The following is a 12,770-nucleotide window of genomic DNA, read 5'->3' as shown; positions in this document are numbered from 1 at the left end:
ATGTCGAAGTGCTGGCCAGGCTCGTCGCACGCAACGGCCGGCTGGTGCCGCCCGGCGAGTTCATTCCGGTGGCCGAGCGTTTCGGTATCGCATCGCGGCTCGACCGCTGGATCATCCGCACGGCGCTGTCGCGGCATGGTGCCGCCTTGCGCTCGGGCGCGTTGACGCTCGGCTTCAACCTGTCGGCGCAGACGCTGAGCGATCCGCAGCTGTGGGCGTTCGTCGACAGTGTCATCGAAGAAACCGGGGCGCCGCATTCTGGCATCGGCTTCGAGATCACCGAAACCGCCGCGGTCACGAATTTCGACGCCGCCGAACAATTCGTGCGCAAGGCGCGCGAGCGGCATTGCCGGGTCAGCCTCGACGATTTCGGCGCCGGCATGAGCTCGTTCGAATATCTCAGGCGCTTCCCCGTCGACACGATCAAGATCGACGGTTCCTTCATCGAGCACATCACGCAAAGCCGCTTCGACCGCGAGATCGTGCTGGCCATCACCAGCATCGCCCGCAGCCTCGGCTGCGACGTGGTCGGCGAGAAGATCGAACGGCAGGACACGCTGGCGATGCTGAGCGACATGGGCGTCGCCTACGGCCAGGGATTTTTGCTGCACCGGCCAGAGCCGCTGGAGCAGATTGTCGTGCGCGCGACCGGGGTGGTTGCGGCCCGCAAGGCATCGTGATCCGGGGTGTCGAGATTCAGGCCCGGCCGACCGGCCTGACCTGAATCTCGACCCATTCTATCCGGTTCGTCGCGCCGTCGATTGCGGAAACTCCAGCACTCCAGCTTCGGATGGCCTGTGCTGCGCTTCCGCCACTGTTTCGATCAACAGATCGAGGGCGTCACAGGCCGTGCGGCTCGCCTCGTCATTGCCTTGCAGATAGTGATAGGCGCGTTCGAGGTGGATGCGGGCGGCTGAAAAATCGCTGGTCAATGGTCTCTCCATTATCCCACCCTAAAATACCTTGCCGGAGGCGAGGGAACGCCGGGTAAATATCCACAGGCGGCTTTTATTCAAATGCCGGCGAATGTTGCGGAGGGAGGCGTGGCCGGTGACGCTGCCGATCTCCCCCCTCGTGGGGGAGATTGGCAGTTCCACCGGCGTACAGCTAGACTGTGCCTCCCTGTCGAGGTGAGACCGATGATCGTTCAGGCCTGCATCAATGGCGCGCGTCCGCGCGATTTTCATCCCCAGCTGCCGCTGACCGCCGAGGCGATGGCCAACGAAGCCGCCGCCTGCGTCGCCGCAGGTGCCGCCGAACTGCATATCCATCCGCGCGGCATGGACGGGCACGAAAGCCTGGCGGCCGTCAATGCCACCGTGCTGGCGGTGCGCCAGGCTTGTCCGGGCACGCTGGTCGGCGTGTCGACGGGTGCCTGGATCGAGAACGATGTCGAGCGGACTCGTGCGGCGATCGCCAGCTGGCGGGAACTGCCCGACTATGCCTCGGTCAATCTGTCGGAGGCGGATGCGCCCGCCGTGATGGTGTTGTTGCGCCAGCGTGGCGTCGGCATCGAGGCCGGGCTTGCCAACATCGCCGATACCGAGCGGTTCGTCGCGCTTGCCGAGCACAGCCGCGTGCTGCGCATCCTGATCGAGATCGACATTCAAAACCTGATGGCGGCGCTGGACGAGGCGCGCGGCATCGCCGCCGTGCTCGAACGCGCCGGGGTGCGGCGACCGATCCTGCTGCATGGCGTCGACGCCACGGTCTGGCCGTTCGTGGAGCTTGCGCATCAAAAGCGCTGGTCGACGCGGGTCGGGTTGGAAGATGGCAAGACGCTCGCCGACGGAACGACAGCGAAGGACAATGCGGAAATCGTCGCTGCGGCCGTGGCGATTTTTCGCGGTGCGCCTGCGGTCTGAACGGCGCCTCAGGTCTGCCCGCCGGCCGGTGCTGTCCAACTGCGTAAAATGTGCTTCTGGATCTTACCGGATGCGGTGCGCGGCAGCGTTTGCGCGAGCAAAAATTCCTTCGGCACCTTGTAGCGGGCGAGGCGGGCGCCGCAATGACTTGCCAGATCAGCCGGATCGACAACGCATCCGGGTTTGATCACGACAAAGGCGCGCCCGACTTCGCCCCAGCGCTCGTCGGCGACGCCGATCACGGCTGCTTCTGCGATGTCGGGATGGTCGAGCAGCGCCAGCTCGATTTCGACCGGATAGACGTTCTCGCCGCCGGAGATGAACATGTCCTTGCGGCGGTCGACAAGGGTGACGAAGCCTTCCTCATCCTGCCTGGCAATGTCGCCGGTGCGGAACCAGCCATCGGCGGTGAAGGCACGCGCTGTCTCCTCCGGCCGGTTCCAGTAGCCTGATGTGATGCTGGGGCCGGACAGCCATAGCTCGCCTGGCTCCCCGGCTGCGGCGTCGCGGCCGGCGTCGTCGACGATGCGCAGCCCGATCATCGGCGCCGCAAGGCCCGCCGCGCCCGCTTTGCTGGCGATCCGGTCGGCCTCGATAGGCATGCCGAGCACGGTGCCGGCTTCGGTCATGCCGAAGCCGTCGACCATGCGCACACCTTGTGCCAGCCACCAGTTGATGTCTGCGGCTGGATTGGGCGCGCCGCCGGTGAAGATGGCGGTGAGCGCGGTCCAATTCGCCGGTGCGAAATCCGGATGGTCGCGCAGCATCCTGGCCATCTGCGGCACGCAAAAATAATGGGTGACGCCGAGCGCGGGATCGGCTAGGCGGCGGTTGGTGGCGCCAGCATCGAAGCCGGGCGAGATCAACACCGTGCCACCCTGCAGCAGCGGTGGGCGCAGGCTGGTGATGAGGCCGATGACATGGAACATCGGCGCGTCGCAGAGGAAGACGCTGGCATTGCCAACGCGTCCCAGCACGCCGAAATTGACCGCGGTGGCCAAGGCGTTGGCCTCGGTGACGATGACCCCTTTCGGCCGGCCTGATGTACCCGATGTGTAGAGGATGATCGAGGGTGCATCGCTGGCCGGCAGCGGACGGCGCGGCGCCGGCACATGCGCCTCGACTGCCGCCGCGAAGGCCGCGACTTCGATCGGCACGCAGCCCTTGGGCAGCGTCATCATCTCAAGGGCGGTGCCGTGCAACAGCAGCACCGGATCGCAATCGGCCAGGATCGCCTGCTGCTCGGCACCGGCGAGCCGCCAGTTGAGCGGCACGAAGATGGCGCCGAGCCGCATCGCTGCCTGCTGTAGGATAACCAAGTCGGCGCTGTTGCGGGCAAGCGTGGCGATCCGTTGCCCCTGTTCGATGCCATGGCCGGTTTCGAGCACGCCGACGGCGCGCTGGATGGCCTCGTCGAGCGCGGCATAGGTCCAGCGCCGGCCGGATGCCAGGTCGACACAAGCGACGCGATCCGGCTGCGCCCTGGCGTGCAGGGCCACGGGATCCGATGTCGTCCAGGCCGGCATTCGCATCTCCTCCCCAGGGTTGCGCTGTCTCTGCGGGATCACCTTGCCTTGTCGTAAGCGCCGAGACCGGGCTTGTAGCTCTTCTCGTCGATGAACTGGCGGATGCCTTCCTTGCGGCCCTCATTGTCATGCGAGTTCGCCGCTTCCTGGGCCCGCACCAGATAGTCCTCGGCATTGTCGTAGGTCATCTCGGCGACGCGGCGGATGGCGTCCTTGGTCGCCTTCAGGGCAATCGGGTTCTTCTTCAGCAAGGTGTTCGCAACCTCGGTGACGCGCGCCTTCAGATCGGCCAGCGGCAGGCTTTCATTGACCAGCTTCCAGGCGGCGGCCTTCCTGCCGTCGATGAGCTCGCCGGTCAGCGCGTGGTACATGGCGTCGCGCATCGACAGGAGGTCGACCACCACCTTGGTGGCGCCGCCGCCGGGCAGGATGCCCCAATTGATCTCGGACAAAGCGAACTGCGCCTCGTCGGCAGCGAAGGCGAGGTCGCAAGCGAAGAGCGGGCCATAGCCGCCGCCGAAACACCAGCCATTGACCATGGCGATAGTCGGCTTGCCGTACCAGCGCAGGCGGCGCCACCAGCCATAGGCTTCGGACTGCGCCTTGCGGATGGCGCCAAGTCCCTTGGCCTCGGTCTCGCGAAAGTACTCCTTGAGGTCCATGCCCGCCGACCAGGCGCTGCCTTCGCCTGACAGCACGAGCACGCCGACATCGTCGCGGAATTCAAGTTCGTCGAGAACCTCCATCATGCGCCGGTTGAGCGCCGGGTTCATGCAATTGCGCTTGTCCGGCCGGTTGAAGCGAACCCAGGCGACGCCGTTCTCGATGTCGAAGGCAACGGTCTCTTGCGTCATGGTCAGGTCCTCCCGTTCCGCTTAAATTGCTATGCAGCATAGCTATCGTATTTGCTATGTCGCATAGTCTTTTTTGCTTGACAAGAGGGGATGTTCGCGGCGATCGGTTGAAGCATGGAAAAGACACGGCTCCGCACCAGTCCCGAAGACGCGCTCGATGCGCAGATCGGCTATAATCTCAGGCGCGCCTCGGCCTTCGCCTTGAATGATTTCGCCGTCGAGCTGACCGACGCGGCGCTGCGCCCGGTCACCTACGGCATGCTGGCGCTGATCGATGAAAAGCCCGGCATTCGCGCCGCGGAACTCTGCCGCCTGCTCGGCATGAAGAGCGCCAATATGGCGCCGCTGCTCGCCGAACTGGAAGAACGCGGGCTGGTCGAGCGCGACGACCATGCCGGCGACAAACGCGTGCAGATGCTCGCCCTGACGCAGGCGGCCAGGCAGGCCATGCCGGGATGGCGGCAACAGGTTCGCCGGCACGAGGACCGGTTCCTGCACAGGCTGACGAAAAAAGAGCGGGCGACGCTGCTTCGGTTGCTGCGCCTGATCTGGACGGACGAAGACTGAGGCTGCCTCAGCGGCGCGGGACAGCCGCTGCGTTGCCCGTCACCTCAGGATGATTTCGATCGCCTTATCGACCACCGGATGCAAACCGCTGGCCTGGAAGGACAGCCGGTTGCCGGAGCCGACATTGCTGGTCATGGCGATGGTCAGGCTCGACTCCGGGTCGTGCAGCATGACGGCGACGTAGCCGGGGATACTGCCCTGGTGGCCGTAGAAGGCGCGGTCGGCATAAGCGCTCTGGAACATGCCGGCGCCGGTCTCGCGCATGCGGGTGCCGGGGAAACTTGCCGGCACGCGGTGTTCGAACATCTCGGCGAAGAAGGGCGGCGACAGCAATTTTGCGGAAAACAGACCGCGCATGAACGCCACCATATCCGACGGCGTCGACACCATGTCGCCGCAGCCATAGGCGGCGCCGAACGGGAAGGAATCCGAAGAATCCTGCAATGCGTCGGAATAGGGTAGCACGCCGTCCATGCGCCACATCTCGCCGCCCGAGGCGATGTCGGTGGGCGCATTCGCTGGGGGCGGCGGCCGGTGGTAGTAGCCGCGCACCATCGATTTTTCCGGAAAGGCTTCGGTGGCCGGCGACCAGGTATTCTCCAGGCCGAGCGGCTGCAGCACCGCGCTTCTGACATAGCCGCCCAGCGACTGGCCGGAGACGGCCTCGATCACCATGCCGGCCAGAACATAGCCGGTGTTGTTGTAGACGGCCGCTCCCCCTGGCGTCTTCTGCTTGTCGGAAGCGAAGGCGATGTCGACCAGTTGCTGCGGCGTCCATTGCCGGCTCGGATCCATCGGAATGTAATATTCGAACTCCGGCAGGCCGTTGCGGTGGTTGATCAGCTGGCGCACCGAAATGGCGCTGGCGCCCGGCAGATCGGGAAACCAGCGGGAGATCGGCGCGCCGAGATCGAGCTTGCCGTCCTGGGCGAGCTTGACCAGGGCGGCGGCAACGAAGGTCTTGGTGCAACTGCCGATCTTGAACAAGCGGTCGGGCGAGACAGCAACGCCATGCTCCCGGTCGGCGAGGCCGGCGGTGACGGCGGTTGGTGCGGCGCCTGTCGAGTAGGCCAGCGAGGCGCCAACCGCACCGTCGGCGAGGTAGCTGTTGAGGAGGGAAGTCAGGTCTTTCATCGTCGTGGTCTCACTAGCTGTGTTGCTGTTCTAGATCGTGCCGCCGTGCGTTTGCCTGAAGGCCCCTCATCCGGCCCTTCGGGCCACCTTCTCCCCGGCGGGGAGAAGAGGGTGCCACGTCCGCCCATCGACGCTTCCTGTCTGCCGCCGAAAGAGGAGCCGGCGCTTGAAGACCTCTTCTCCCCACCGGGGAGAAGGTGGCCGCGTAGCGGCCGGATGAGGGGGCGCCGCGCCAGGTCCTACTCCGCCATATCGACCGCGGCAAAATTCTGCCGGCCGAACGGGTCGAGCACGTAGTTGAGCACGCTCTTGCGGATCGGGATCGCCACCACCGAATGGGCGATCGGCGCCACCGGCACCTCGACCTTCAGGATCGCCTGCGCCTTGGCGTAGATGTCGGCGCGCTGCTTGGGGTCGGCGGCGACGCGGCCGTCCTGCAACAATTTCTCGAAGGCCGGATCACACCAGCGCGAGCGGTTGGAGCCGCCCTTCACGCCGTCGCAGGAGAGCAGATAACTCAGCATGTTGTCGGGGTCGCCATTGTCGCTGCTGCCGCCGAGCAAGTAGGCGTCCTGTTCGCCCGCTGCGGTGCGCTTGAGATATTCGCCCCATTCGAAGCTGACGATCTCGGCCTTGACGCCGACTTTCGCCCAGTCGGCCTGGATCATCTCGGCCATGCGCTTGGCGTTGGGGTTGTAGGGTCGCGATACCGGCATCGCCCACAGGCTGATTTTCAGGTCGCTCTCGTGGCCGGCGTCTTTCAGCAGTTTCTTCGCGCCGTCGGGATCGTAGTCGATGCCGGCGTCGGTGACGGCGCCGATCTGTGCCGGCGGCACGACGCTGCCAGCCACCGTGCCGGCGCCGGCATAGACGGCGTCGACGATCGCCTTGCGGTCGATGGCCTTGGCCAGCGCCATGCGCACGCGCACATCGCCGAGCGGCTGGTGCTCGACATTGAAGCCGAGGATGCCGATGTTCTGGCCCTTGAGGTCGAGCACGGTGATGTCGGGATCGGTGCGCAAATCGGCGACGGCGCTTGGCGGCGGCGGGGCGGCGACCTGGCACTCATTGGCCTTGAGGCGCTCGACACGGGTGGTCGGCTCCGGGGTGATGGCGAAGACCAGCGTGTCGATCTTGGGCGCGCCGCGCCAGTAATCCTTGTTGGCGGTGTAGCGGACCTGGCTGTCGGGCACGTAGGCGTCGAGCACGAACGGGCCGGTGCCGACCGGTTCAGAGTCGATCAGCTCCGGCGTGCCGGCGGCGACCATCTTTTCGGTCTGCTCCAGCGACAGGATGGAGAGATAGTCGAGGGCGATGCCGGGCAGGAAGGTGACGTTGGCCGCCGTCAGCGTGAAGCGCACGGTGTGGTCGTCGACCTTGTCGATCTTGTCGATCAGCGTGCCCATGCCCAGCGCGTTGAAGTACTCGTAAGTGCCGCCGCCGAGCTTGTGATAGGGATTGTTGGCGTCGCGCTGGCGGTTGAAGGTGTAGAGCACGTCGTCGGCGTTGAAATCACGCGTCGGCGTGAAATGCTCGTTCGACTGGAATTTCACGCCATGGCGCAGATGGAAGGTGTAGGTCTTGCCATCCGATGAGACATCCCAGCTTTCGGCCAGCGCCGGCCCGACCTCGGTCGTGCCCGGCTTGAACTCGACCAGCCGGTTGAAGATCGTCTTGGCGGCGGCGTCCATGGTGGAATCGGCGGTGCCGATCGCCGGGTTGAAGGTCTCGGGATTGGCTTCCGAGCAATAGACCAGGGTTTTGGCGTAGGCCTGTCCGCCGAGAAGGACGGATGAGGCCAGCAGGGACGAGGTAAGCACTGCGCGCAGAACGGTGGATTTCATCGCAAACGCTCCTGATGACACTTTACGGGTTGAGGTGAACTTCATGGCGTCGCCGCCGGGGTGAGGAAACGGTCAGGCGCCAGCGCAGCAGAGGTGACGCCGCGCGCCGCGAGGTCGTCGGGCAGGGGTTGGCCGCGCAGCAGCGCAGAACCCAGCCGCGCCAGCGTCAGCGACACCTGGAAACCGTAGCCGCCCCGGCCGCCAAGCCAGAAGAAGCCGGGCAGGCGCGGGTCGAAGCCGACGACCGGCGTGCGGTCGGGCGAAAAGGTGCGCAGGCCGGCCCAGGGCGTCGACGGGCGGCCGATGCGCAGCGAGGTCGCCTGCTCGATGCGGTCGACGGCGATGGCGACGTCGATGTCTTCCGGATAGGCGTCGCAAGGCTCGGAATCGGTCTCGTCGGCCAGCGAGCCGATCAGCCTGCCGGCATCCGGCTTGAAGTAGAACTGTTCGTGCAGGTCGACCACCAGCGGCCAGGCGCCGATGTCGATGCCGGCAGGCGGATCGAACAGGAAGGCGGTGCGCCGCTTGGGCTGGAGGCCGAGGCCGGAGAGCCCCGCCAAGCCGGCGACGACGTCGACCCAGGCACCGGCGGCGTTGACGATGATATCGGCCTGATAGGCGCCGGCACGGGTGGTGACGCTGAAGCCGGCTGCGGTGCGCGCGATCTCGCGAACCTCTTCGCCGGTGCGGATCACGCCGCCGCCCGCCTTGAGTGTGGAGGCTGAAGCCGCAAGCATCTTCCCGGTGTCGACATCAAGCGCGCCGGGTTCATGGACGCCGCCGCAGGTGGTTGCCGTGGCGATGACCGGCACCAGCGCGTTGACTTCCGCAGCCGACAGGCGCCGCACGCTCGGCACCAGCGCCTGCATCTCCGCCGCCATGCGGTCGACGGCAGCACTGTCTTTGAGGCCGCCGACATGCAGCGCGCCGCGACGGTGGGCGGCAAAGCCGCCATCGACGATTTGCTGCCGGCTGGCCAGCGACAGCGCCCGCACCAGCGCATTGCCGTAGGTTTCGGAAAACAGCGCCGCCGAGGGGCCGCTGGCGTGGTAGCCGAGATGCGGCTCGCGCTCGAGCACGGTGACTTCGGCCCAGGGCTGTACGGCCGCCGCCAGCGAGAGGCCGGCAATGCCGCCGCCGATGACGACGATTTTTTGGGGAGACTTCGACTGCATCCCCTAGGGGTAGAAATAATTTCGTATCCAGTCAATATTTAGCGTATAAGAAAATTGTTAGCGTTGTTGATAGCGGCAAGGAGTTGGACTACCTAGGAATGACAGGCGGCGTGATCGCCGCGCCATGGAGCTGACGATGTCGGAGCAACCGAACCTCGGTGATTGCCTGCGCGGCCTCAGGAAAACGCATGGCTGGACCTTGCAGGAGGTCAGCACGCTCACCGGCGTCGCGGTGTCGACGCTGTCCAAGGTCGAGAACGACCAGATGTCGCTGAGCTACGACAAGCTGCTGCAGATCTGCGAAGGGCTGGGCATCCATGTGACGGAACTGCTCAGCGGCGACCGCAAGCAGCCGTCGGCGCGCACGCGTCGCTCGGTGACCTCGCAGTCCAACACGCTGCGCCAACTGACCCGCAACTATGACTACCGCTATCTGGCCACCGATCTGGTGCGCAAGCGCATGGTGCCGATCCACGCCTATGCGCGCGCCCGCACGCCGCAGGAATTCGGCCCGCTGACCAAGCATGCCGGCGAGGAATTCCTGATCGTGCTCAAGGGCGAGATCGAGCCTGCACACCGACCAGTATGCGCCGGTGCGGCTGAAACAGGGCGAAAGCGTCTACATCGATTCCACCATGGGCCATGCCTACCTCTCGGTCGGCGAAGGCGACGCCGAGATGCTGTGCGTCTGTTCGGGCGACGAGCCGGATATGGAAGGCACGCTGCTGAGTGTGCTGGAGACGGTGGAGGGGTAGGGGAAGCAATGGGTTAGTATAGGCGCTCGTCATACGGGTCGTTGTCGACAATCCGCACCACTTGCGGGAAGATCCCGCAGAACATTCGAAGCCCCTGAAGCCGAGTGCCAAAATTCCCTTGGCCCTTGATCATCCGCATTGCGAGCGCGCGTTGCGCGTAAAGATGACCGGCCTTGGCTGCCTTCAGCAGAAGTTCATTGCGCTCGCCCGCGTGGTCTTCCAGCCGCGGGTTCGCGTCCAAGACTCGGAACTGCCAGTAGAGTGAGGAAATCGGCTTGCTTGTCTCTGTTCGCAACCACTTCAGAGCCACCTCTGGGCGGCCGGCTCGGAAGTTTGCAATCCCAGCTAGGTTTGCGACAGCGTGCTGGCCGCCTTCGTAGGCGGCTTCGTAATGCTGGACCGCTTCGTCAAAATTCTTGGCGACGCCACGGCCCCAGAGGTAGATATACCCTAGCCATTCGTGTGCCCACGCATCGCCATCCTCGGCAAGTTTTTCTAGGACAGGCAAACCCTCCGCATAGCGTTTTGCACCCAGGAGATTGTGGGCATCATGTTGGCGCTGCCATTTGGTCGATGCCTTATGGCCCTGCGCCGCAGCTTTTTGCAGCCAGCGATCTGCTTCCTCGCGTTCACCCGCAGTCGCCAGAACCGACCCATAATTGTGTTGACCGTCGGCGTCCCCTAACTCCGCCGACTTGGAGAACCAAAGACGTGCGGCGTCGAGATCGACGGGCACTCCGATCCCTTGCGAGAGCATGTAGCCGCGCCACGACATCGCGCTGGCATCACCTGCATCCGATGCCTTCACATACCATCGGTATGCAGTGGCCTTGTCCACATCGACACCGTTGCCACCGAAATAGATGTGGCCGATCCAACCCATGGCCTCGCCGTCGCCGGCTTCGGCGGCTTTCAAAAACCAGTCAAGCGCGGCCACGGAATCTTCGGCAACACCTCTGCCTTCCAGATAGACGTATCCGACCCATGTCATTGCCGGCGCCGAGCCGGCTTCGGCAAGCTTCTTGAACAGGGGTACGGCACCAGCCTCATCACCTGACCGATAGATGGCTTTGGCCGCGTCCAACTCCTGGTCCGAATGGACGGAGTGCGGGTCTTGTTTGGCGTCTTCGTCCATCGACAGAAACAATCCTGATCCTGGTCCGTTTCGCCAAATATATGTATTCCGGAAACAGGACGTTAGATGTCTCAACTAAAATCGAAGACATGCCTATGTTCTGGTAAATGTGCGCTTGCCGTCCCTTGATCAAGACATGCGTAGCGCGGAGAAATGTGGACTTTGTCGGGTTTGATGTGCCGGCGCGCCCGCAAAGCGCCTTTCGATGCCGCATAACCGTGCTGATCGGCGTCTTGGTACCTAAAGCACAACAGCCCGCCCCATTCCTCGCCGAACCGCCTCGCGATAGGCGAGGTCGGCGACCACCATGTCCTCCATGGCGACGCCCATGGCCTTGTAGACGGTGATCTGGTCGGCGCTGACGCGTCCCGGCCGCCGCCCGAGCAGCATGTCGCCAAGCTCGGTTCCGGTTTGCGGGCTGAGACCGGCGAGTTCGCAGGAACCGACCGGCGTCGGAGCGAAGGCCTCGCTGGTCTCGACGAACAGGCTGGCCCGCCCGATAAGCTCGACCGGCAACTCGCCGCCGGGCGGGGCGACACCGACCGACGAGACATGGCTGCCGGGCCGCACCCAGTCGGCCGAGATCACCGGCTGATAGGAATGCGTTGCCAGGCAGACGACGTCGGACGAGCGCACCGCGGCCTCGATATCGGCGACGGCAACGACCCCCGGATGCTCGGCGGCGAGCGCCTGCGCATCGGCAAATTCCTTTGAGACGACGCGGATCTCGGCGAAGTCGCGCACCAGCGGCAGAAGATGCAAATGCTGGCCGGCCTGCACACCGGCGCCGACCACCGTCGCGACCTTGGCGTCGCGGCGGGCGAGTTCGCGCACCGAGAGCACGGCCGAGCCGGAGGTGCGCACGGCGGTGATGTAGGTGCCATCCATGACGCAGACCGGCATGCCCGTCTCAGGGTCGAACAGATGGATGGTGGCGAGGTGGCTGGGGATGCCTTTGGCGATGTTGCCCTCGAAGACGTTGACGATCTTCACCGTCAGATGCATGCCCGCCATCCAGGCCGGCATGGCCAGCGAATAGCCGGCCTGCGGAATGTCGAGCTGCGGCCGCGCCGGATTGACGACCTTGCCGCCGGACAGCGCCTTGAAGCCGCCGGCGAGCGCGTCGAGAAGCTGGCGCAGGTCGATGCAGGTTTTCACCTCGGCCTCGCTCAGGATGAGCACGGGCGTGTCGCCCTTGGCCTGGGCGCTGCGGGAGGTCGATATCGCTGATGTCATGGGATCCGCTTTCGTTGTCGGTTGCACGGCAACGGTATTGCGATCTATCGGCGTGATGAAATATGCTGTTTTTGTTATTTTGGCGTGACTATCACGCCTGTTCGGCTCAAGAAGTGTGAATCCTGAAATGGACGATCTCGACCGTATCGATCGCTCGCTGCTGCGTTTGTTGCAGGAGGACGGCCGCCGCACGACGCTCGATCTGGCGCGGCGGGTCGGCCTGTCGCCAACCGGCGCCGCGCAGCGCGTCAAGCGGCTGTTCGCCGAAGGGTTCATCCGCGCGGTGCGCGCCGTGCTCGATCCGGCCAGGATCGGACAGGCGCAGCTCGTCTTCATCGAAGTGCGGCTCGACCACACGGCGCCGCATGTCTTCGACCGCTTCGCCGAGGCGGTTCTGCGGGCGCCCGAGATCATCGAGTGCCACATGGTGGTCGGCGGCTTCGATTATCTGGTCAAGGCGCGCATCGCCGACATGGCGATGTTCCAGGATTTCCTGCAGCGGGTCATCCTGCCGCTGCCCGGGGTGCGGGAAACGCACACCTACGCCTCTATCGCCAATGTGAAGCCCGACGCCTTGCTGCCGATCTAGAGCAATTCACCGTTTCACGGAAACGGTGAATTGCTCTAACCCTTTGTTTTGACGCAATTCCGGACGGAAAACCGTTTCACACTTTTCCTG

The 12,770-nt window shown here is 64.7% G+C and carries 13 protein-coding genes; 5 read left to right on the top strand and 8 right to left on the bottom strand.

Features of this window, described 5'->3' with window-relative positions; genetic code table 11:
- Positions 1–680: EAL domain-containing protein (locus FCU66_RS40045; RefSeq protein WP_136625517.1), on the top strand; the 680-nt coding region annotated here is incomplete at its 5' end.
- A gap of 57 nt (positions 681–737) precedes the next feature.
- Here FCU66_RS40045 and FCU66_RS40040 read toward each other — a convergent pair.
- A complete protein-coding gene (locus FCU66_RS40040; protein ID WP_168992273.1) occupies positions 738–932 on the bottom strand; it encodes a hypothetical protein in 195 nt (64 codons plus the stop codon).
- 207 nt (positions 933–1,139) lie between these two features.
- Here FCU66_RS40040 and FCU66_RS40035 point away from each other — a divergent pair, with 207 nt between their 5' ends.
- On the top strand, positions 1,140–1,865 hold the full coding sequence (locus FCU66_RS40035) for a 3-keto-5-aminohexanoate cleavage protein (protein ID WP_136625515.1): 726 nt from the start codon (positions 1,140–1,142) through the stop codon (positions 1,863–1,865).
- Between the two features lie 8 nt (positions 1,866–1,873).
- Here the strand turns inward: FCU66_RS40035 and FCU66_RS40030 are convergent, their stop codons facing one another.
- Both FCU66_RS40030 and FCU66_RS40025 read right to left on the bottom strand, forming a co-directional pair.
- Positions 1,874–3,391 carry an AMP-binding protein gene (locus FCU66_RS40030; protein WP_342778266.1) on the bottom strand — a complete coding sequence of 506 codons (1,518 nt, stop codon included), beginning with the start codon at positions 3,389–3,391 and terminating at the stop codon, positions 1,874–1,876.
- Positions 3,392–3,429: 38 nt separating this feature from the next.
- Entirely contained in the window at positions 3,430–4,245 is an 816-nt protein-coding gene (locus FCU66_RS40025; protein WP_136625513.1) for a p-hydroxycinnamoyl CoA hydratase/lyase, read from the bottom strand.
- Between the two features lie 114 nt (positions 4,246–4,359).
- On the opposite strand from FCU66_RS40025, the gene FCU66_RS40020 reads away from it, so the two are divergent.
- Positions 4,360–4,812 (top strand): MarR family winged helix-turn-helix transcriptional regulator, encoded by a 453-nt coding sequence (locus FCU66_RS40020; protein WP_136622622.1) that lies wholly within the window; start codon positions 4,360–4,362, stop codon positions 4,810–4,812.
- Between the two features lie 39 nt (positions 4,813–4,851).
- Here the strand turns inward: FCU66_RS40020 and FCU66_RS40015 are convergent, their stop codons facing one another.
- From FCU66_RS40015 to FCU66_RS40005, 3 genes are all read right to left on the bottom strand, one after another.
- A complete protein-coding gene (locus FCU66_RS40015; protein WP_136625512.1) occupies positions 4,852–5,946 on the bottom strand; it encodes a serine hydrolase domain-containing protein in 1,095 nt (364 codons plus the stop codon).
- 239 nt (positions 5,947–6,185) lie between these two features.
- Positions 6,186–7,790, bottom strand: coding sequence for an ABC transporter substrate-binding protein (locus FCU66_RS40010; RefSeq protein WP_136625511.1), 1,605 nt, complete (start codon positions 7,788–7,790; stop codon positions 6,186–6,188).
- 41 nt (positions 7,791–7,831) lie between these two features.
- The gene (locus FCU66_RS40005; RefSeq protein ID WP_136625510.1) at positions 7,832–8,965 is read right to left on the bottom strand and encodes an NAD(P)/FAD-dependent oxidoreductase; all 1,134 of its coding nucleotides are present in this window, start codon (positions 8,963–8,965) and stop codon (positions 7,832–7,834) included.
- 136 nt (positions 8,966–9,101) lie between these two features.
- Here FCU66_RS40005 and FCU66_RS40000 point away from each other — a divergent pair, with 136 nt between their 5' ends.
- Positions 9,102–9,737, top strand: a complete 636-nt coding sequence (locus FCU66_RS40000) for a helix-turn-helix domain-containing protein (protein WP_246094208.1) — start codon at positions 9,102–9,104, stop codon at positions 9,735–9,737.
- Here the strand turns inward: FCU66_RS40000 and FCU66_RS39995 are convergent.
- Both FCU66_RS39995 and FCU66_RS39990 read right to left on the bottom strand, forming a co-directional pair.
- Complete coding sequence (locus FCU66_RS39995; protein ID WP_136625509.1) at positions 9,734–10,855, bottom strand: tetratricopeptide repeat protein; 1,122 nt, start codon at positions 10,853–10,855, stop codon at positions 9,734–9,736. The two genes, FCU66_RS40000 and FCU66_RS39995, sit on opposite strands and share 4 nt — an antisense overlap.
- Positions 10,856–11,095: 240 nt before the next feature.
- Positions 11,096–12,091, bottom strand: coding sequence for an ornithine cyclodeaminase family protein (locus FCU66_RS39990; RefSeq protein ID WP_136616382.1), 996 nt, complete (start codon positions 12,089–12,091; stop codon positions 11,096–11,098).
- A 127-nt stretch (positions 12,092–12,218) separates the two neighbouring features.
- Here FCU66_RS39990 and FCU66_RS39985 point away from each other — a divergent pair, with 127 nt between their 5' ends.
- Positions 12,219–12,680 carry an Lrp/AsnC ligand binding domain-containing protein gene (locus FCU66_RS39985; RefSeq protein WP_136625508.1) on the top strand — a complete coding sequence of 154 codons (462 nt, stop codon included), beginning with the start codon at positions 12,219–12,221 and terminating at the stop codon, positions 12,678–12,680.
- Positions 12,681–12,770 lie beyond the last annotated feature (90 nt).

The organism is Mesorhizobium norvegicum (assembly GCF_004919685.1).
Taxonomy (GTDB): Bacteria; Pseudomonadota; Alphaproteobacteria; order Rhizobiales; family Rhizobiaceae; genus Mesorhizobium; species Mesorhizobium norvegicum.
The sequence above is the reverse complement of the archived record's forward strand: the minus strand, read 5'-3'. Positions and strand labels throughout refer to the sequence as shown.

Bases quoted from the DNA above. Each gene is read 5' to 3' on its own strand.
- FCU66_RS40025 (WP_136625513.1), bottom strand. From the start codon at position 4,245: ATGACGCAAGAGACCGTTGCCTTCGACATCGAGAACGGCGTCGCCTGG.
- FCU66_RS39995 (WP_136625509.1), bottom strand. From the start codon at position 10,855: ATGGACGAAGACGCCAAACAAGACCCGCACTCCGTCCATTCGGACCAG.
- FCU66_RS40005 (WP_136625510.1), bottom strand. From the start codon at position 8,965: ATGCAGTCGAAGTCTCCCCAAAAAATCGTCGTCATCGGCGGCGGCATT.
- FCU66_RS40010 (WP_136625511.1), bottom strand. From the start codon at position 7,790: ATGAAATCCACCGTTCTGCGCGCAGTGCTTACCTCGTCCCTGCTGGCC.
- FCU66_RS40015 (WP_136625512.1), bottom strand. From the start codon at position 5,946: ATGAAAGACCTGACTTCCCTCCTCAACAGCTACCTCGCCGACGGTGCG.
- FCU66_RS40030 (WP_342778266.1), bottom strand. From the start codon at position 3,391: ATGCCGGCCTGGACGACATCGGATCCCGTGGCCCTGCACGCCAGGGCG.
- FCU66_RS39985 (WP_136625508.1), top strand. From the start codon at position 12,219: ATGGACGATCTCGACCGTATCGATCGCTCGCTGCTGCGTTTGTTGCAG.
- FCU66_RS40000 (WP_246094208.1), top strand. From the start codon at position 9,102: ATGTCGGAGCAACCGAACCTCGGTGATTGCCTGCGCGGCCTCAGGAAA.
- FCU66_RS39990 (WP_136616382.1), bottom strand. From the start codon at position 12,091: ATGACATCAGCGATATCGACCTCCCGCAGCGCCCAGGCCAAGGGCGAC.
- FCU66_RS40035 (WP_136625515.1), top strand. From the start codon at position 1,140: ATGATCGTTCAGGCCTGCATCAATGGCGCGCGTCCGCGCGATTTTCAT.
- FCU66_RS40020 (WP_136622622.1), top strand. From the start codon at position 4,360: ATGGAAAAGACACGGCTCCGCACCAGTCCCGAAGACGCGCTCGATGCG.